The following is an 18861-nucleotide window of genomic DNA, read 5'->3' on the forward strand; positions in this document are numbered from 1 at the left end:
CGTGGTCCTCCCCCGACCCCGAGGTGCCCCGATGCCCCAGCCCGACGCCCTGCCGCCATTACCCGCCAAGCCCCGCCGCCTCCCGCCCGAGCCCACCAGGTTCGTCGGTCGGGACGCCGAGCTGGAGCGCCTCGACGTGGCGCTCCTGGCGGCTCAGGACGAAGGCGTGCCGCCGGTTCTCGCGCTCGCCGGGGCCGGTGGGGTGGGCAAGACGTGGCTCGCCGTGCGGTGGGCGCACCGGAACGCCGGGCGCTTCCCCGACGGGCAGCTCTTCGTCGACCTGCGCGGGTTCACGCCGGACGGGGGGCCGATGGAGACCTCCGTCGCGGTGCGCGGGTTCCTGGACGCGCTGGGGGTCGAGCCGTCGCGCATCCCGGCCGACCTGCACGACCAGGCCGGGCTCTACCGGAGCCTGCTGGCCGACCGGCGCGTGCTGGTGGTGCTGGACAACGCGGCGTCCGCCGAGCAGGTGGCGCCGCTGCTGCCCGGTGGCCGCTCCAGCGCGGTCATCGTCACCAGCCGCAACGCCCTGCGCCCGCTGTTCGTCCAGCACGACGTGCACCACGAGCGCCTCCCGCCCCTGACTGCCGACGAGGCCGAGGCGCTGCTGACGGCCCGCCTTGGCGCGCAGCGGGTGGCGGAGGAGCGCGAGGCGGTGGCCGAGCTGGTGTCGTTGTGCCGGGGGTCGGCGCTCGCACTGGCGCTGGTGGCCAGCCGGGCCCGGTTGCGGCCCAGAGCGCCGCTGGCCGGGTTCGCCGCCGAGCTGCGCGAGTCCGGGCTGGCCGCGCTGGACGACGACGACCCCGCGGTCAGCCTGCCCGCCGTCCTGTCCTGGTCGTACGACGCGCTCCCCCCGGAGCGCCGCCGCCTGTTCGCGCTGATCGGCCTCTCCCCCGGCCCCGACCTGTCCCGCGAGGCCACCGCGAGCCTCGTCGACCTCCCGCCCTCCGCCGCCGCGCAGGCGTTGCGCGCGCTGGAGGAGGCGTCGCTGCTGGAGCAGGACGAGCGGGGCCGCTACTCGATGCACGACCTGGTGCGGGTGCACGCGCTGGCCGTGGCCCACGAGGCGCTGGACGCGGACGAGCGGGAGGCCGCGCTGACCCGCCTGCTGGACCACTACGCCCGCACCGCCCACGCCTGCGACCGCCTCCTCGCCCCGCACCGCCAACCGCTCCCCCTCCCGCCACCGGCGCGCGGCGCGCTGGTGCGGCCACCGGCGGGCACGACCGAGGCGATGTCGTGGCTGGCCGAGGAGCACCCGAACCTGCTGGCCGCGCAGGAGAGCGCCGCGAGCGCGGGCGAGCACCACACGGCGTGGCTGCTGGCCTGGGGCGCGGACTCGTTCCACGGCCGCTGCGGCCACCTGCGCGACCGGGTGCTGACCTGGCAGCGCGCGGTCGAGTCGGCCGAGCACCTGGCCGAGCCGATGCCGCTGATCCGCGCCAACCGCTTCCTCGGCCGCGCGCTGGCCCACCTGGGCAGGCGCCGGGCGGCGGTGGTGCACCTGCACAAGGCCCTGGAGCTGGCCGAGGCCGGGGACGACCGCTCGGAGCGCGCCCACTCGCACCGGATGCTGGCCTGGGTGCGCTGCGAGGTCGGCGACGACGAGCGCGGACTGGCGGACGCGCGGCTGGCCTGCGAGCTGTTCCGCGACCTGGACCAGCCGGTGTGGGAGGCGGCGGCCCTGACCTACCGGGGCCTGCTGACCGCGCGCCTGCTCGACCGGGCCGCCGGCCGCGCCGACTGCGAGGCCGCGCTGGAGCTGTACCGGGCCCACCCGAACCCGGACGGCGAGGCCACGACCAGGCACTACCTGGCGGTGATCGAGCACGGCGACGGCAGGCACCGGGAGGCGGCCGAGCACTGCGCCGAGGCGCTGCGGTTGTACCGGGGGCTGCACAACACGAACATGACGGCGGACGTGCTGGAGCAGCTGGGCGAGGCGCGCGCGGCGCTGGGCGCGGAGGACTCGGCGCGGACGGCGTGGAAGGAGGCGCTGGTGCTGTACGAGGGGCAGGGCCGGGAAGACGCGGCGGAGCGGGTTCGGGGGTTGCTGGGGTGAGCGGTGACGCGATCGAGCTGACCACCGACGAGCTGCGCGCGGTCACGGCCTACGCCGTGGCCTGCGCCGAGCCCGCGCTCGCGCGGTACGAGGCCCGGCGGCCCGGTGACGACCGGCCGCGCGCGGCGGTGGACGCGGCGCGGGCGTTCGCGGAGGGCGGCAGGCGGACCAAGGCCATCCGGGACGGGGCGTGGGCGGCGCAGCGGGCGTGCGGGGAGGCGCGGGACGCGGGTGACCCGGTGGCCGCCGAGGCGGCGCGGGCGGCCGTGGCGGCGGCGGGCGCGGCGTACCTGCACCCGCTGGCCAAGGCCACCCAGGTGCCGCACGTCCTCGGCTCCGCCGCGCACGACGCCCTGTCCGCCGAGCTGGACTCGGGGGACGCCGCCGAGGTGCTGGCGCGGGCGGAGGCGCTGGCAGGCGCGACGGTGGTCGCCGTGCTGCGGCGCTACCCGGACGCCCCGGCCGGTCGGGGGCGGGCCGGGGAGCTGACCCGCCTCCTGGACGCGGCGCTGCGGCGGCGTGCGGACGGCTAGCGGTTGGCTAGCAGGCGGTGAGGGGACGGCTAGCGGTTGGCCTTGCCGTCCAGGCGCAGCTCGTTGCTGGGATCGCTGTGCGCGGTGCCGGTGCCGACGTGCTTGTCGTCGATCCGGGTGCCCTTCTTGATCACGTGCACGAGCGCCATCGCGTGCCCGCGCCCCAGCTCGTAGTCGTCCTTGAGCCACTGGACGATCTCGCCCGCCTTGGCGTCGGCGCCGTACCCGCGCTCGCGGGCCTCGGCGACCAGGTCGGCGGGGATCTTGCCGGTCTTGACCTCGATCGCGTCCAGGTAGGCCTGGAAGGACACGGTGCGCTCCTGGGGGGGTGGTGACGGGTGTGGTTCCGGGGCGCCACTCTAGGAGGTCGGGCGGGCGCGGGCTTCTCCGGAACTGATCGATTCCGGGGAAGCCCGCGGCGGCCTAACCGCGCGCCGCCCCGACCGCCTCCAGCGCCGCCGGGACGCCGTTCGACCAGGGTGCGCCGTGCCCCGGCAGCACCCACTTCGCCTCGACGTCCGCCAGGCGCGCCAACGACTCCAGCGCACGCTCCGGCTCGTCGGTGAACGGCGCGGGTTGCGGGCCGAGCTCGCCGGTCAGGACGTGGCGGGTGGTCAGCGCGTCGCCGACGAGCAGGGCGTCGGCGATCGGGACGTGCACGGCCAGGCTGCCCGGCGAGTGGCCGGGCAGGGCGATCACGCGGGGCGCGCCGGGCAGGTCCAGCACCTGGCCGTCGTGCACCTCGACCACCTCGGTGAGGTAGGTGGTGCGCAGGCCGCCCTTCCTGACGCCGTACCAGAGGAAGCCCAGCAGGGGGCCGAGCTTCGTGCCGCCCCACTCGGGCTTCGACTTCACCTCGCCCCTGGCCCGCGCGGCGTCGGCGGGGTGGACGTGGACCGGGACGCCGTGGTCGCGGCGCAGGCGCTCGGCGAAGCCGATGTGGTCGGTGTCGCCGTGGGTGAGGACCACGCCGCGCACGTCGGCCGGGGTGCGGCCGATCGACTCCAGTTCGGCGAGCAGGTCGCGCCAGTGGCCCGCCATGCCCGCGTCCACGACGGTGATCCCCTCGTCGGTGACGATCAGGTAGGCCGCCACGACGTCGTTCCCGATGCGGTGGAGGTGGGGGCCGAGTCTCATCGCTGTCGCTCCAGGGTCGCTAGACTGTGATGGCTAACTTACGTAGCCATCATGGCTAACGTCAATAGCCATCATTCGCGGAGAGGAGACGCCCGTGCCGACGCCCGATCGCACGTCCGTCGCCGAGATCGTCCGGGCGGGGCGGGACCTGCTGGAGTCGCGCGGCGCCGCCGGGCTGACCATGCAGGCGGTCGCCGAGCGGGTCGGGGTGCGGGCGCCGTCGCTCTACAAGCGCGTGCGCAACCGCGAGGAGCTCGTCGTCCTGATCACCGAGGCCACGGCGGACGAGCTCGGGGAGCTGCTCGCCTCCGCCGCCGGGGACCTCGCGGGCGCGGACGCGCTGGCCGCGATGGCGCGCGCGATCCGCGTCTTCGCGCACGAGCGGCCGGTCGGGTTCGCGCTGGTCTTCAGCTCCGGGGGCGCGATGTCACAACCGGTGCTGGCACGGGTGGCGGCGCCCGTGCTGCGGGCCTCGGCGGCGCTCGTGGGGCAGGAGCGGGCGCTGGACGCGGCGCGCACGTTCACCGCGTGGGCGCACGGGTTCCTGACCATGGAGCTGGGCGGCGGGTTCAACCTGGGCGGCGACGTCGACCGGGCCTACGAGTACGGCGTCTCCCTGCTCACCGACGCGCTGCGCGAGCGGGGCGCGGGCCCGGCCGACGGTGGACCTGCTGACGGTGGCCCGGTCGACGGTTGAGGGCCCAGGACCGAGGGCCTACCCCCGCCCGACCCCCAGGTACCGCACGTGCGGCCGCCCGTCCACGCCGGTCGGCGTCACCTCCGCGCGCACCCGGTACACCTCGCCGATCAGCTCCGCCGTCAGCACCTCCTCCGGCCGCCCCGCCGCGACCACCGACCCGGCCCGCAGCACCACCAGCCGGTCGCAGTGCATCGCCGCCAGGTTCAGGTCGTGCAGCGCGATCACCGCCGTCACCGGCAGCGACACCACCAGTCCCAGCAGCTCAAGCTGGTGCTGGATGTCCAGGTGGTTGGTCGGCTCGTCGAGCAGCAGCTCCTTCGGCTCCTGCGCCAGCGCCCGCGCGATCTGCACCCGCTGCCGCTCCCCGCCCGACAGCGTGTGCCACGACTGCCCGGCGTGCCCGGTCAGCCCGGTCCGCTCCAGCGCCTGCGCGACCGCCTCCTCGTCCCGCGCGGTCGGCCCGGCCAGCAGCTTGCGGTGCGGCACGCGCCCGAGCCGCACGACCTCGGCCACGGTCAGCTCGACCTGCGTCTCCGCCTGCTGCGCCACCACCGCGAGCCGCCGCGCCAGCTCGCGCCGGGAGCGGCCCAGCGGCTCGCCGTCGAGGGTCACCACGCCCGAGGTGGGCGCGAGGACCCCGCACAGCAGCCGCAGCAGCGTCGACTTCCCGGCGCCGTTCGGGCCGAGCAGCCCGGTCGTGGTGCCCGGTTCCAGCTCCAGGGTCACCCCGTCGACGATGACCTTGCCCCCGGTGACGCGCCGCACCGAACCGGCGGCCAGACCCGCGCTCACGACGTCCTCCCCGCGCGCGCCAGCACCACGATGAACGCGGGCACCCCGATCAGCGAGGTCAGCACCCCCACCGGCACCTCCTGCGGTTCCAGCACGGTCCGCGCCGCCGTGTCCACCCACACCAGGAACACCGCACCGGTCAGCGCCGTCACCGGCAGCAGCCGGGTGTGCGCGGAGCCGATGAGCGCGCGCGTCGCGTGCGGCAGCACCAGTCCGACGAACCCGATCGCGCCCGCGACGCTCACCAGCGCGGCGGTCAGCAGCGCGGTCACGCACAGCAGCACCACCCTGGTCCGCCCGACCCGGACGCCGAGCGAGGCGGCGGCGTCCTCGCCGAACGCGAACGCGTCGAGCGTGCGCCCGTGGCCCACGCACACCGCCAGCGAGAACGCCAGCACCACCGCGCACACCGCGACGTCGGTCCACGACGCCCCGGCCAGCGACCCGAGCAGCCAGAACAGCACGCCCTTGGTGGTCTCGGCGTCGGCGGCGGTGAGCACGATGAACGAGGTCAGCGCGGAGAACAGCTGCATCGCCGCGACCCCGCACAGCACGACCCGGTCCACCCGCCCGCCGAGCGCCTGGCTGAGCAGCAGCACCAGCGCGAACGAGCACACCGCGCCCACGAAAGCCCCGGCGGACAGCGTCACCGCGCCGCCGCCGACGCCGAGCACGACGACGACCACGGCGCCGGTGGACGCGCCCGAGGACACCCCGAGCACGAACGGGTCGGCCAGCGGGTTGCGCAGCAGCGACTGGAGCACCACCCCGCACACCGCGAGCCCGGCCCCGCAGACGGCGGCGAGCAGGGTCCTGGGCACGCGCAGGTGCCACACGATGCCGTCGCGCAGCGGCGACAGCGAGGAGGTCCCCCAGCCGAGGTGGGCGAGCACGGTGGTCCAGACGTCGGACACCCCGATGCCCGCCGGTCCGAACGTGACCGCGAGCGCGACGGACACCAGCAGCAGCGCCAGCCCGCCGACGACCGCGAGCCACAGGGGCGCGCGGCGCGCGGTCACCCGCCGAGCCCGAAGCCGCGCAGCGCCTCGGCGACGGTCTCGACCGCGCCGACGGTGCGCATGGTCGGGTTCATGGCCTGGCCGGTGAGCTGGACGTACCGCTTCTGCTTGACGGCGGTCATCTGCGCGGTGACCGGGTTCGACTCGAGGAACGCGATCTTGGCGGCGCCGGTCTCGGCGGTCTGCGAGCGGCGGGTCAGGTCGCCGATGACGAGCACGTCCGGGTCGCGCTCGGCGACGGCCTCCCAGTTGATCTGGGGCCACTCCTCGCGGGTGTCCTGGAAGGAGTTGTTCGCGCCGAGTGCCGTGACGACCACGCCGGGCGCGCCGCAGCAGCCGCCCATGTACGGGGACTCGGAGTTGGCGAACCAGAACATGAGGTCGACGCCCTGGGCCTTGAGGCCGTCGGTGGCGGCGGTCATGCGCTGCTGGAGGGAGGCGACGAGCTCGTCGCCGCGCTGGGCGACGCCGAAGACCTTCGCCAGGTCGCGGATCTCGCCGTAGACGTCGTCCATGGTGAGCGGGGTGGTGCGGACGCCGTCGCCGTCGCCGCTGTTGTCCTTCGCGCCGCAGTCGGTGGGCGAGAGGTAGGTGGGCACGCCGAGCTGCTCGAACTGCTCGCGGCTCGCGACGCCGCCGGTGCCGAGGACGGACTCGAAGGAGGCGGCGACGAAGTCGGGCTCGGCCTCCAGGACGCGCTCGAACGAGGGCGCGTTGTCGGCGAGGCGGGGGACCTTCTCGTTCGCTGCGGCGTGCTCGGGCAGGACCGGGTCGGTCCAGGTGGCGGTGCCGACCATGCGGTCCTCGAGGCCGAGGGCGTACATGATCTCGGCGCTGCCCTGGTTGAGCGCGACGGCCCGCTGCGGGGGCTTGGCGACGGTGACCTTCCGGCCGCAGTTGTCCAGGGTGACGGCGGCGTCGGCGGTGCTCGCGGCGGGGGCGTCCTGCTCGGGGGTCGAGGAGCAGGCCGTGACGGTCGCGGCGAGCGCGACGAGCAGGGCGGTCGAGCGCAGGCGGGCCCGGCTCGGGGCGCTGGAGCGCAGGGTGGTGCGGCTCGGGGTGATCGAGCGCAGGGTGGTGCGGCGGCGTGCTGGGCGCACAGCGGTTCCTCACGTCGAGGGCTCGGTCGCGGAGCCCGTCCGTACGGTGTCCCCCGCCGCTGGGGCGGGGAGCTGGTCGGGTACTCGGACTCGGCGCCGGCTCTCCCGCCGGACCACCTCACCGCTGCGCGTCAGTCCCGGATTCGCACCGGGTTCCCCCGCCCGGTCCACAGCGGACCGGCTCCAGCCGGTGGAGAAGCTAACACAACCGGGTGAAAACCGACCTTTGCAACGTTGCAGGGGAAACTGCCCGAAGTCGCGGCGCGCGAGGGGCTTGACCAGGTATCAAGGGGTCATGACCGAGGGAGTGCCGGACACCGGGGAAGCGCCGAGACCCGCGCGGGGCGGTGGTGAGTCGGAGACCACACCCCGGCGCCCGTTCGCGGACCCGATCGGGTTCGCCGCGCCGGACTACACGGTGCTCCCCCGTCGCTCGGAGGCGCCCGTGGCGGGTGGGCGCCCCGTCGCGCCCGCGGAGCCGGAACCGGTCGTGGAGTCCGGCGCGCCCGGTGGCCTCCCAGCGCCGGAACCGGTCGTGGAGTCCGGCGCGCCCGGTGGCCTCCCAGCGCCGGAACCGGTCGTGGAGTCCGGCGCGCCCGGTGGCCTCCCGGCGCCGGGAGCGGTCGTGGAGTCCGCCGCGCCGGAACCGCTCCCCCGGCCCACCCCGCCCGCCGCGCCGGACCCGCCCCGTCCACCCACCACCGCGCCGGAGGTCCCCACCGCTGCGGAGCCCCCGCCGCCCGAGCCCCCGACCTGGGCGGTCTGGGTGGCGCGGGTGATCGCGGTCGGGGTGGTCGTGCCGGTGCAGCTCGTCCGGGAGTGGCTGAGGCTGGTCCTGCGGGGCGCCCGCGCCGCCGTGCTCCGCCCGCTCGCCGCGCTGGCCCGCCTGCTCGGGCGCCACTTCGGCCGGGGCGGGCGGTTCCTGCGCGACCGCGCCCTGCGCCCGCTCGGGCGGGCCGTCGCGGTGGTGCTCCGGCAGCTGGTCGCCCGGCCGGTGCGCGCCGCGCTGCGCGGGCTGGGCAGGGTGCGGGCCGCGCTGTGGCGGGTGCTCCTGAGCTTGTTCACCGCCCTCGGCCGGGGCCTCGGGTCCGTCGGGCGGGGGTTGCTGCGCTGGGTGCTGCGCCCGGTCGGGACCGCGCTGCGGTTCGTGGCCACCGGGGTGCTCAGGGTGCTGGAGGTCGGCTTCGACGGTGCGGTGAGGGGCGTCGAGCGGGTCTGCGGTGTGCTCTACCGCCTGGCGCTGCGCCCGTTCGGTCACGGCGTCAGGTGGGGTTACCGCAGGTCGCGGGTGGTGCTGCTGGCGATCGGCCGGGGGCTGCGGTTGGTGGTGGCGCGACCGCTGGGGTGGTTGTGGGACGAGGTCGTCGTGCGACTGGCGCGGGGCGGGCGCGACGGGGTGCTGGCGCTGTTCCGGGGGCTGGGGCGGGTCGTTCGGGGGACCTGGCGGGGTGTCGCGTGGGTGTTCCGGCGGGTTGGCCTGGGGGTGCGGTGGGTGCTGCGCCGGGTGGTGCGGACCGCGCTGGTGGCGCTGGCCGACGGGGTGGTGTGGGCGTACCGGCGGGTGGCGGCGCCGGTCGTGCGCTGGCTCGGGGCGGTGGGGCGGGTGCTGGTCGTGACGCCCGCGCGGTGGGTGTACCGGGAGGTGCTGACGCCGGTCGGGCGCGGGGTGCGCGCGGTCGCGCGGGAGGTCGGGCGCGGGGTGCGGGCGGTGTGGCGGTCGGCGGTGGTCGGGCCCGCGCGGTGGGTGCGGGAGTCGGTGGTCGGGCCGGTGCGGGTGGCCGGGCGGCGGGTGCGGGCGCAGTTGCGGGCGGCCTTCGGCAGGAAGCGGGTGTGAGGGTGTACGGGTCCGAGCAGCGGTGGCGGGACGTCGACGGGTACTTCGCGGCGGAGCTGGCGGTGGAGGACGAGGTGTTGGCGCGGGCCCGCGAGGCCGGGCGGGCGGCCGGGTTGCCGGAGCACGAGGTCGCGCCGAACCAGGGGCGGTTCCTGGAGCTGGTGTGCCTGATGGCGGGGGTGCGGCGGGTGCTGGAGTTCGGGACGCTCGCCGGGTACAGCACGATCCGGTTCGCTCGGGCGGTCGGCGCGGGTGGCGCGGTGGTCACGCTGGAGGTGGACGAGCGGTGCGCCGGGGTGGCGCGGGCGAACTTCGCGGCGGCGGGGGTGGCGGACCGGGTGGAGCTGCTGCTCGGTCCGGCGGCGGACAGCGCGCGCGGGCTGGTCGAGGCCGGGGTGGCGCCGTTCGACGTGGTGTTCATCGACGCGGACAAGCCGAACAACCCGGTGTACCTGGAGGCGGCGCTGCGGTTGTCGCGGTCGGGGACGGTGATCGTCGCGGACAACGTGGTGCGCGACGGGGCGGTGGTGGACGCGGGCAGCGCGGACGCTCGGGTTCAGGGGAGCCGGGCACTGGTCGAGGCGTTGGGGCGGGACGAGCGGGTGGCGGCGGCGACGGCGTTGCAGACCGTGGGTGTGAAGGGGTGGGACGGGTTCGCGCTGGCGGTGGTGAAGTAGCGGCGGGGTTGAGTAGCGGCGGGTCCGGCCTAGTGGGGCCGGGCGTGCCGGGTTCGAGGTCTGGGCTGCCGGAGCCGAGGTCAGGGCCTGCCGGGTCCGGGGTCAGACCTGCCGGATCAGCTCTGCCAGGTCAGGCGCGGCGGCGGCCTCGCCGGAGGCCGGTGACGCCGTAGCCGACCAGGCCGAGTCCGAGCAGCGCGACGGCGACCGGCAGCAGGGCGCCCCACCTGAGGCCGGTCCAGGCCAGGTCGCCCAGGTCCGGGAGGAGGCCTCCGCCCGCTTGCGGGTCCGAGGCGGTGGGCATCGGCACGACCATCGTGGACGCGGGCGCGTCGCTGGGGGCGATCACCGGTCCGCCCGGTGCGGGGGCGGTGTCGGCCAACCCGGCGTCCAGGCCGGTCACCCGCGCGCCGGACGCGGCGCCGGTGTCCAGCACCGGGACCGTGGTCGAGCGGCTGCCCTGGTCGAACGCGCCGGAGACGAGGACCGTGCCGTCCGGCGGGGTGATCACCAGCTCGTGCTCGCCCACCGCGAGCCCGTCGAACAGGTAGCCGCCGTCCGGGCCGGTGGTGGTGCTCCCGGCGCCGACCAGGTCGACGCGCACCCCCGGCGCGCCCGGCTCACCTCGGTCGTGCTCGCCGTCCCGGTCCGCGTCGAGCCACACCACGCCGGAGGCTGACCCGAGCAGGTCGCCGAAGTCTCGGGTGGCCCCGCGCCCGGCGGTCACGGTCAGGTTCACCTGGTTGGGGGTGCTGGAGCCGTAGCCCTCGGGTTGTTCCTCCACCAGCGTGTAGTCACCGGCTGGCACCCCCACGAACAGGTAACCCCCGCTCGGGTCGGTGACGGTGCGCTGCTCACTGCCGTCGACGCCGCTGAGCAGCACCCCGACGCCGGGGGCGCGCGCCTCGTCCTGGTCGGGGACGCCGTCCGCGTCGTCGTCGTGGAACACCACCCCGCCCACCGCGTCACCGCGCTCGCCGAACCCGTTGTAGCGGCTGGTGGCCCCGGCGCCGAGCACGATCCCGGCCAGGGTGTCCGGTGGGACGGCCGCGCCGCCGGCGGTGCCTGGGGTGTCGACGCCGTCGGCGTAGTCGGGGGGCTGGCGCTCGGTGACCGCGTACGAGCCGGAGGGCAGGTCGCGGAACAGGAAGTACCCGTCCGGGTTGGTGGTGGCCACGGCGTGCGCCGCGCCGGAGAGCACCAGCGAGGTCGAGGCGACGCCGGGTTCGGCGGGGTACTCGCGCTGGCCGTTGTTGTTGTCGTCCCGGTAGACCGCCCCGTCGAGCACGCCGCCGACCTGCCCGAACGCGTACCCGGAGGCGCGGTCGCCGTCCGCGAGCACGACCCCGTCGACAGCGCCGGGGGTGGCGTCGCCGCCCGCGTCACCGGCGGTGGCGCGGGCGGGGCGGTAGCGGGAGGCGTCGACCTCCAGCCGGTAGGTCCCGGCGGGCAGCCCGGTGAACCGGAACGCGCCGGTGGCGTCGCTGGTGGTGGTGATCCGGGTGGTCGGATCGGCGGCGACGAGGGTGACGGGGACGCCGCCGAGGCCCGGTTCGCCGGGGTCGCGGACGCCGTTGGTGGTCTGGGCGGGGTCGTGCGGGTCGTACCGGTCGCTGTAGACGGCGCCGGTGAGCTCGGCGGTGGGTTCGGCGAGCGCGGGGGTGGGGGCGGGTGCGGCGGGCAGCGCGGCGCAGGCGGCGACCAGGGCGATGATCGGCAGGGTGCGGCGCGAGCGGCCGGTGCTGGCGCGCATGGGGTGTTGGGCTCTCCCTGCCGGGCAACGGGGGTCAGCACGGACTATGCGCCACGCTGACCGGGGTGACCAGGAAGTCGCCCGGATCGAGTGATCATCCGTTGGGGTGGGCCGCGCGGACCCGGCGCAGTTCGTCGGCGGTCACCGGGAGGACCGAGCCGTGCCTGCTGCCGGTGGGCAGGTCGGCTGCGGCGGAGGGCGTCCAGCGGCCGGAGGCCAGGTCGTCGGTCTCGAACGGGACGTAGCCGCGCCCGAGGAACTCGTCGACGAACATGTGCCAGCGCCCGGAGTCGTTGTCCTGGAACAGGGTCGCCCCCTCCCCCATGGCGATGTCGCCCCGGCCGAGGCAGTCGGCGACCTTGCCGTAGGGGCCGAAGAACGAGCGGCCTCGCTCCTGGAACACGAACTTCCCGCACGGCGCCTGGGACTGCTCGCGCTCGTCCTTGGTGAACCGGAAGAACTGGCCCCGGTCGGTGACGACGGTGGTGTCGATGACGGCGTGGCCGGGGTCGATCCAGACGCGCTGGGGGCTGAAGGTCCGGAAGTCGGTGGTGGTGGCGTAGAGGACGCGGTTGTAGCTGGGGCCGGTGTGCTGGGGGTCGGTGCGGGGGTAGAGGTTCGAGGCCCAGAAGACGACGTAGCGCCGGGTGGCGGGGTCGTAGAAGGCCTCGGGCGCCCAGACGTTGCCGACCGTGTCGTCCCCGACCTCGGCCAATCGGGGGGCCGACCAGGTGACGAGGTCGGGTGACTCCCAGATGACGATGTTGCGGCTGCCGTGGCGCTGGGCGTGGTCCCAGGAGGGGCCGTCGTGCATCTTGGCGTCGGTGGTGATGAGGAGGAAGCCGCCGTCGCGCTTGCGCATGAGGAACGGGTCGCGGGCGCCGGTGGTGCCGGTGGTGGAGGTGAGGACGGGGGCGCCGTTGTTGAGGGTGTCGTAGCGGACGGGGTCGTTTCCTCGGCTGGTGGCGAGGTAGACGCGTTCGCCGGTGGGGCTGCCCTCGCCGAGGAAGTAGGCGAAGAGGTAGCCGGTGTAGGTCTGGGCGGCGGAGGAGGGGGAGGCGGCGGAGGGGGCGGGGGCGGCGAGGAGGGAGAGGGCGAGGCCGACGAGCGTGGCGAGGGCGGTCCTGCGGAACGCGGGGCGGTGGGTCATCGGCATCTCCGCACGCCGGGGCCGGACGACCCCGTCGCCGCCCAGCCGGGTCCCCGAGCGTCGGGGCGGGCGGGGGCCGGTGTCAACGCCGGGCGGGGGCGCTTCACCCCTGGCGGGCGGGGCCGTTCGGGCGGGGGGCATGTTCGTGGTCATAGCCCTCAAAAGCAGCAGCGGGTGGAACTCACGACGCTGCAGTTGGAGGCACTGGTCGTCTCGGACGCCCAGTTGGGCATGCGCATGCGAGCCAGGAGGAGTTGTGCGATCCGCTCGCCGAAACCGACCGACTGCGCCAGCCGCAGGAGCCGTCCGACATGAGGTGGACCACCAGAGCTGCAACGAGGTTCAGACGATCGGGAGGTACACCTGGCAACGAATTCACTTCGACCCGTTCAGCAGTGTCACCGACAACAGGCTCTACTTGAGTCCCGCCTCGCGCAGGGCGCTAGCCAGTTTCCAGCACTGCTCGCAGTGAATTTCATCTTTTTTGAGAGGTTTGGCAGCAGCTGCGAGGAAGTGCTCCACCCGCTTGCAGACATCATGCGCCCGCAGTGGCACGAGAAAGCCTTGCAACAGGTGCAGGAGAATCAAACGCGCGCACATCACAGCACTCGATCGCTTCGGCACCCACACATCGCTCAGCCGTAGCGGGAGCAGCGGCTCCTCACGGACTCGAACGACTTCGGATTCCTGCCACTGCGCCGCGTCCAGGCTCCTCTCGACCTTCCAGCGATCATACTTCTCACGGCCAGCGTGCCAATAGGCCCCGTCGTACTCGACGACAAGCAGCACCTTGCGCGAGTAGGCGGGGATCAGGTTGTCGACCTCCAACTCGAAAGCCATATCGGCCCGAAGGCGGTTCAGCCCACTGACGACGACCCGCTCTTACCGGGACCGAGGATCATGGAGAGCACGGTGAACAGCTCCTGCTCGATCCTGGACGTGCCGGGTGGTGGCGCACCTTCATCGCCTCCCGAGTGCGTGCGCGAGATGATCACGCCCTAAAGGTAGCGACGATCACTGACAACCACGCGCTCTCACGCCTGCCACAACTTCCAGCGCAGAGGCCTGGCTCGACCTTTGACACCTCGCACACTGCGATGAGGGCACGGAGGAGCAGGGCGCTTGATCAGCCGCGTTCGCTCAGTCCGCTTCAGACCTCGAACGCGTCGGCAGGACGACCTTCGTCGACGAATCGCATGCCGCCCACGAGCTGCTCCATCGCTTGGACGTGCTCCTCGAAGCGGTCCGAGGTATCGCTGTACGTGAAGCAGTACGCCCGCTCACCCCGGAACACGAGGAACTGGCGCTGCCGGTACCGCAGACCGTCCGAGGTGAAGTCGTAGTCCAGAAGCTGTCCCTCGTGGGCGCCCAACTTCACCGGTTCCTCCAACCGCACGGAGAGGTGGGCGAAAGTGGCCGCCAGCGTTTCCAGGTGGCCCTCGACGAAGTCCTTCTCGCTGCGTCCGGACAGGTCCTCCACCACAACGAGCAGGTTGCGCCGGAACCCCTCCCCCGCGACCGCCAGGATGAGCTGGGACCGGTCCTCCCAACCCTGGGGAACGGGCAGCAGAAGACTCGGGATCCCCGCGTAGCGCATCACGTCCCCTCTCCGGCAGAGGCCTGTTCGCGCAGCAGGGCGAGGACTTCCGCAGCGGACAGCGCATCCACCTCCGGGTTGAACGCGGGCGCCGGTTCAGGGGCGGACAAGAGTGCTCGGTGGTCAGCCACCGCAGCGCGTAGCGCGACCACCACCGCACCCACGCGGTCACCCAGCAGCGCTTCGTCCGCAACACCTTCGACGACCGGTTCTCCCCACAGGTTGATCACGAACCGCGCCGTGGGCAGGTCGAGGGCTTGCGTAACGAGCACTTCCGGCACCGTCCACCCCGTTTCGGCGCGCACGTCACCCCGCACAGCTTCGACAGCGGCCAAGAACCGGCCGCCCCTTGCGGGATCGACGCACGGGGCCAAGTCAGGTGCCACCGCTATCAACAGCGGTTGTGCGCGGGCGCGGGCGCGCACGGCTTCCTCGCGCGCTCCCTCTTCGGTCGTCGCCATGTCCAGCAGCACCTGTTCCTCGTCGAGTCCGGACGGCGCGATCCTGGTGAGCCTTCGAGCCAGGAGCAGCACCTCCCCTGCGTGGTCCGGACGCAGCGCGGCGATCGCGCGCAACGTCCGGGCGGCGGCTGCACACGCCCCGACCTGGAGCCGCTGCGACGCGGCGACCCACAGGTGGTGTTCCGCCTCGTCCGCACGGCCCGCTCCCCTGGCCGCCTCGGACAGGCATTCGCGGACCTCTGCGGCGTTCTCGCGGAAACCGTGCTGCTCGTAGTGCCCCAAAGCGGTCATGAGCGCTTGGCGGGCTTCGGCGAAGCGCTCCGCCCGCAGCAGCAACACGCCGAGGCGTTTCGCGTACGGCGCCCCACCGCCACCGCTCGCACCGAGCAGTTCGAGCATCCGGCGCAGCGGGCCCTCCAGGTCGGTTTCCGGCACCTCTGCCCCGGCGCAGTGGTCGAAGTAGACCTGCCATGCCCGGAGCTCACGGTCGGGCAGGTGGACAGCAGCGGCGATCGCGGCGGCTTCGCTCGCCCTTTCGACCCTCGTCCGAACACCCACGGAGTCGAGCTCACGCGGATCGAGCAGAGCGCTGATCAGCGCCGTGGGATCTTTCAGCTCGTTCACAAGCCGTTTCTGGGCACGTCTGATCCTGTCGGCCTCCTCGCGGTCACCCATGCCTGCGAACACCCGAAGCAGACCATCCAGCGCATCGAGCTGGTGCCCCAGGTGCCCGATCTCCCGTGCTTTCTCACGCACGACCTTGAAGTGGAAGCGAGCATGAACCAGGTCGCCAGCCAGGTACGCGATCCCCCCGCGCAGGAGGTGCAGGCCTGTCTTGACACGTGGAACGGCACTGCGGGACGCCGCGTCGTCCGCCCAGCGGACAGCGAGGTCCGCTCGTCCACGCACCAGTGCCGCGTTGGCCATCGCCAGCAGTGTGATGGCCTGGTGCGCGCTGCTGCCCTTCGCCTCCTCAATGGCCAGGGCGGTGTCCAGGTCCTTGAGCGCATCGGCGACCGCACCGTTCGGGAGGTGCTGGGCGATAGCGCGGTCCACCAGCACGGCGGCGTGGTGGAGACCGTCACTCGGAACCAGGTCGAGCGCTTCGGCGATCAGCGCGGGCACCTCGGCGGTCCACCCCGGCGGGCGGGCGGCGTCGAGCGCCCTGGCCCTGCAGCGCAGGGCGAACGCCAGCACGATCGGCGCTTCGTGCTCACGAGCCAGATCAACCGCTGTCCTCAGATCGGACAACGCGTGCTCGGGCGAGTGCCCGGTGGACCAGAATCCCCTGGTCGCCAGGATCTCAGCGCGGTCGGCGCCCGCTTCCTGCGGGCACTCCTCCAACGCCCGGTCCAGGAACACGGTCGATTGGGGCTCCCCCAACTCCAGCTGGACCTGCCCCATGATCAGGTACAGCGCGTGGTGCTCCCGACCGTGTTCGTGAAGCCGGGCCAAGGTCGCCATGCAGAGGTGACGCGCCTCGGTGAACCGCTGGCGGAACAGCAGGTGGTCCGCCAGCGCGACAGCGGACTCCACCTCCAGTACCAGACTCGCGCCCAGTTGGGAAAGCCGGTGGACCTCCAGCAGCGCGGCCACGTCCACCTCGGTCAAGTCCTCCACCGCTACCGTTCGTGCCGAGCACGCCGCGAGTTCACGAGCGCAGGCCGCATATCGGGCGCGCAGTGCCTCGGGGTCGTCATCGGAGGCGTGCCGGGACCGCAGCACACCGGGGAGCACGAACCGGTCCACCTCCCCCGCCCGGTGCTCCAGCAGACCGAGGTCGGTCAACCGCCACACGACTTCCCGAGCGTCATCACCGGTCAACCTGGTCAGCACGTCGACGGGCACGGGGATGCGAAAGGGGGAAGCGGCCTCCAGCACACGTGCGTCTCCAACACCGATCCTGCTCAGCAGCATGGGCGCGAAGACGTCTTGCTCCAGGAAGTCCATCCGGTTGTCGCGCAGGACGGCGCGGAGCGCGTCCGGTTCGATCCTGGTCTCGCGCAGCGCAGTGCTCACCAACCACTCGGTCAACCGAGTGTTGCCACCCGCGATGGAGATGACAGCGTCGACCCGGTCAGCGGACAGCGCGGCGAGACCTCCCACCCGTCGTGCGACCACGCGCTCCAGGTCGAGTCGGCTGAGCGCACCGAGCCTGGTGACCTTAAGGTGCCGCGTGCACGGCAAATCGGGCGGGTAGCGGGTGGTCATGATGATCCGGTACGGCCCGTACCCGCAGTTCCGCACGGCGGTGACCAGCGCGGTCAGCACCATCGCGGCTTCCGGCGTGGTCGTCGGACGTCCGGCGGTGAGGGTGATCGCCCGCGTGCCGCCGGGTTCGACCTCGAATGAGTGCTCGAACGCGTCCAGCTCGAACAGCAGGAGCTTCACCCGCGACATCGCCCACCCGCGCAGGAACCGGGTGAGGCGGTCGACGAGGGGAAGCGCGGCGTCCACCTGCTGCAGGTGGACGTCGCGCTCGATGTCGGCGGCGATGGCGTCCACGAGCTTGCGCTTGGTCAAGTCGCCTTCAACCCGCACCACCTCGTAGTCCGCGGTGAGCCGTTGCTGGACGCGGCGGGCGAGCCGGGTCTTGCCAAGCCCTCCCATCCCGCACAGGACAAGTCCGACCGGGTCCGGTGCACCGGTGACGCCGAGCAAGCGAACGGCGTCCTGGAGTTCCCGCCTGCGGCCGACGAATCCGGTCCCTTCGGCGCTACGCCCCTCATCGCCTGGTCCGGGCAGGACTCGCGCGAGGCGGGCGCCGCCCGCTCTCGGCGCGGTGACCAGGGCGCCGGAGGGCTCGCCCGCGACGAAGACCCTCAGGCAGTGCCAGTCGCTCCCACCGTCGATGAGCATGGCGCGGTAGGTGGTGGCGAGGGCTTCGACCAGCGTTCGTCCTCTCGCCAGGACCTGGTAGAAGGCGGTCACCGCTTTGGACGCGCGGGCATCGGATCTTCGCCTGTCCCATCCGATGACGACGGGAACGCAGGTTCCCACCAGTCTCGCCGCGAGCGAGCCGGTGGGGAAGCCGTCGGCTTCGTCGCTCATGGACCTCCCGGAGAGGAACAGCACGGAAGGTCCACTGGCCCGAACGGCCTCGCGCAGCGCGGTCGCGTCGGCGTCGACCCGCTCACCACGGACTCCTTCGGTGGCGAGCACCGCCTCCCCTCGGACGAACTCGACGTGGCCGTCCAGGTGGATCACGTCGAAGTGGTGGCACTCGTACTCGCCCAACCGGTTCTCGAGGTCGACGAGGCTGCCGCTATCGTCGAAGTGCGGCTCCAGCGAGTGCGTGCGGGCCAATGAGATGATCGCGTCGTGCTCGGCGTCGTAGTCGAGCCCCGGCAAACCGCCCAACGGCGCGCAGGCCATGAAGAGCAGCCTCAGGCCACGCTTGGCCGCCGGGCGGGGACGCCCGCCGGACGCGACCACTCGGACCGGGATGACGGGGTCGGGAGCGGCGACGAGGAAGACCTCGCCATCGTGCAAGAGCTCCCAGGGCAGACGTGCGATCTCCTCCTCGGCATCGATCGCGAGCAGCAGCGTCGGCCAAGCCCCTCGAGTGCGCTCGCGGTATTCGCTCAGCACCCGCTCCGCGGTGTCGAGCAAGGCGTGAAGCCGAGCTCCGCAGTTCACGAGCATGGCTGCGCGAGCGCGCGGTGCTGCGTTCGCCGCGTCCCGGTGCAGCGCCCGGACGTGGTGGAGCGCGTCCGCCACCTCGGCCGCAGGCACAACGACCACGCGGTCCGCAGCGTTCTCGAACCGGTAGCGGACCTGCGTGCCACCCACGACCTGCCGGATCTCCACACCGATGCGGTGCCGCTGCTCCGGACCGGCCGAATCGGCGCCGTCGCCCTTGCGCAGGTGAATTCCACCGTTGATGGTTCCGGCCATCACCACCGCGCCATCGACGGACCCCTGATGGCCGTTAAGCACGTTGACGTCGACCACCTTGCCCTGTCCGCGCCAATCATCTCCTGCCACCAGCGCCACCTTCCAGGTCGCCGGTCCGCCGAGGTCGACCAGCCGGTGGGGATTCTTGC

Annotated in this window: 16 protein-coding genes and 1 riboswitch; of the genes, 5 read left to right on the forward strand and 11 right to left on the reverse strand. The window is 73.5% G+C overall.

Annotated elements, in window-relative coordinates; all coding sequences use genetic code 11:
- Window positions 1-31 precede the first annotated feature (31 nt).
- Window positions 32-2062 (forward strand): ATP-binding protein, encoded by a 2031-nt coding sequence (locus LV78_RS00925; protein ID WP_253842592.1) that lies wholly within the window; start codon window positions 32-34, stop codon window positions 2060-2062.
- Window positions 2059-2595: a putative immunity protein gene (locus LV78_RS00930; RefSeq protein WP_253842593.1), complete on the forward strand. Its 537-nt coding sequence runs from the start codon at window positions 2059-2061 to the stop codon at window positions 2593-2595. Before LV78_RS00925 ends, LV78_RS00930 begins: the two co-directional genes overlap by 4 nt.
- A 29-nt stretch (window positions 2596-2624) precedes the next feature.
- Here the strand turns inward: LV78_RS00930 and LV78_RS00935 are convergent, their stop codons facing one another.
- On the reverse strand, window positions 2625-2906 hold the full coding sequence (locus LV78_RS00935) for a DUF4287 domain-containing protein (RefSeq protein ID WP_253842594.1): 282 nt from the start codon (window positions 2904-2906) through the stop codon (window positions 2625-2627).
- A 112-nt stretch (window positions 2907-3018) separates the two neighbouring features.
- On the reverse strand, window positions 3019-3732 hold the full coding sequence (locus LV78_RS00940; RefSeq protein WP_253842595.1) for an MBL fold metallo-hydrolase: 714 nt from the start codon (window positions 3730-3732) through the stop codon (window positions 3019-3021).
- Window positions 3733-3826: 94 nt separating this feature from the next.
- Between LV78_RS00940 and LV78_RS41445 the strand changes: the two genes are divergently transcribed.
- A complete protein-coding gene (locus tag LV78_RS41445) occupies window positions 3827-4429 on the forward strand; it encodes a TetR/AcrR family transcriptional regulator (protein WP_253842596.1) in 603 nt (200 codons plus the stop codon).
- An 18-nt stretch (window positions 4430-4447) separates the two neighbouring features.
- Here LV78_RS41445 and LV78_RS00950 read toward each other — a convergent pair whose 3' ends face one another.
- Genes LV78_RS00950 through LV78_RS00960 form a run of 3 tightly spaced genes read right to left on the reverse strand, consistent with a single transcriptional unit; the run spans window position 4448 to window position 7343 of the window.
- On the reverse strand, window positions 4448-5224 hold the full coding sequence (locus LV78_RS00950) for an ABC transporter ATP-binding protein (RefSeq protein WP_253842597.1): 777 nt from the start codon (window positions 5222-5224) through the stop codon (window positions 4448-4450).
- Window positions 5221-6243 (reverse strand): FecCD family ABC transporter permease, encoded by a 1023-nt coding sequence (locus LV78_RS00955; RefSeq protein WP_253842598.1) that lies wholly within the window; start codon window positions 6241-6243, stop codon window positions 5221-5223. The genes LV78_RS00950 and LV78_RS00955 overlap by 4 nt, the downstream gene beginning before the upstream one ends.
- On the reverse strand, window positions 6240-7343 hold the full coding sequence (locus LV78_RS00960; protein WP_253842599.1) for an ABC transporter substrate-binding protein: 1104 nt from the start codon (window positions 7341-7343) through the stop codon (window positions 6240-6242). The genes LV78_RS00955 and LV78_RS00960 overlap by 4 nt, the downstream gene beginning before the upstream one ends.
- A 78-nt stretch (window positions 7344-7421) precedes the next feature.
- Window positions 7422-7502: riboswitch (cobalamin riboswitch) on the reverse strand.
- A 136-nt stretch (window positions 7503-7638) separates the two neighbouring features.
- Here LV78_RS00960 and LV78_RS00965 point away from each other — a divergent pair.
- Window positions 7639-9177: a hypothetical protein gene (locus tag LV78_RS00965; protein ID WP_253842600.1), complete on the forward strand. Its 1539-nt coding sequence runs from the start codon at window positions 7639-7641 to the stop codon at window positions 9175-9177.
- Window positions 9174-9854 carry an O-methyltransferase gene (locus LV78_RS00970; protein WP_253842601.1) on the forward strand — a complete coding sequence of 227 codons (681 nt, stop codon included), beginning with the start codon at window positions 9174-9176 and terminating at the stop codon, window positions 9852-9854. Before LV78_RS00965 ends, LV78_RS00970 begins: the two co-directional genes overlap by 4 nt.
- Window positions 9855-9984: 130 nt before the next feature.
- On the opposite strand, the gene LV78_RS40475 is transcribed toward LV78_RS00970, so the two are convergent.
- From LV78_RS40475 to LV78_RS01010, 6 genes are all read right to left on the reverse strand, one after another.
- Entirely contained in the window at window positions 9985-11607 is a 1623-nt protein-coding gene (locus LV78_RS40475; protein ID WP_301305614.1) for an SdrD B-like domain-containing protein, read from the reverse strand.
- Between the two features lie 94 nt (window positions 11608-11701).
- Complete coding sequence (locus LV78_RS00990; RefSeq protein ID WP_253842602.1) at window positions 11702-12757, reverse strand: glycoside hydrolase family 43 protein; 1056 nt, start codon at window positions 12755-12757, stop codon at window positions 11702-11704.
- Between the two features lie 414 nt (window positions 12758-13171).
- Window positions 13172-13585 (reverse strand): hypothetical protein, encoded by a 414-nt coding sequence (locus tag LV78_RS00995; RefSeq protein WP_253842603.1) that lies wholly within the window; start codon window positions 13583-13585, stop codon window positions 13172-13174.
- Between the two features lie 29 nt (window positions 13586-13614).
- Entirely contained in the window at window positions 13615-13752 is a 138-nt protein-coding gene (locus tag LV78_RS01000; protein ID WP_253842604.1) for a hypothetical protein, read from the reverse strand.
- Between the two features lie 155 nt (window positions 13753-13907).
- The gene (locus tag LV78_RS01005; RefSeq protein WP_253842605.1) at window positions 13908-14354 is read right to left on the reverse strand and encodes a DcrB-related protein; all 447 of its coding nucleotides are present in this window, start codon (window positions 14352-14354) and stop codon (window positions 13908-13910) included.
- Window positions 14354-18802: an FHIPEP family type III secretion protein gene (locus tag LV78_RS01010; protein WP_253842606.1), complete on the reverse strand. Its 4449-nt coding sequence runs from the start codon at window positions 18800-18802 to the stop codon at window positions 14354-14356. Before LV78_RS01010 ends, LV78_RS01005 begins: the two co-directional genes overlap by 1 nt.
- Between the last annotated feature and the right edge of the window lie 59 nt (window positions 18803-18861).

The sequence above is a fragment of the Actinosynnema pretiosum genome (assembly GCF_024171695.1).
GTDB lineage: Bacteria > Actinomycetota > Actinomycetes > Mycobacteriales > Pseudonocardiaceae > Actinosynnema > Actinosynnema pretiosum.

Bases quoted from the DNA above. Each gene is read 5' to 3' on its own strand.
- LV78_RS40475 (WP_301305614.1), bottom strand. From the start codon at position 11,607: ATGCGCGCCAGCACCGGCCGCTCGCGCCGCACCCTGCCGATCATCGCC.
- LV78_RS01005 (WP_253842605.1), bottom strand. From the start codon at position 14,354: ATGCGCTACGCGGGGATCCCGAGTCTTCTGCTGCCCGTTCCCCAGGGT.
- LV78_RS00965 (WP_253842600.1), top strand. From the start codon at position 7,639: ATGACCGAGGGAGTGCCGGACACCGGGGAAGCGCCGAGACCCGCGCGG.
- LV78_RS00925 (WP_253842592.1), top strand. From the start codon at position 32: ATGCCCCAGCCCGACGCCCTGCCGCCATTACCCGCCAAGCCCCGCCGC.
- LV78_RS00990 (WP_253842602.1), bottom strand. From the start codon at position 12,757: ATGACCCACCGCCCCGCGTTCCGCAGGACCGCCCTCGCCACGCTCGTC.
- LV78_RS00940 (WP_253842595.1), bottom strand. From the start codon at position 3,732: ATGAGACTCGGCCCCCACCTCCACCGCATCGGGAACGACGTCGTGGCG.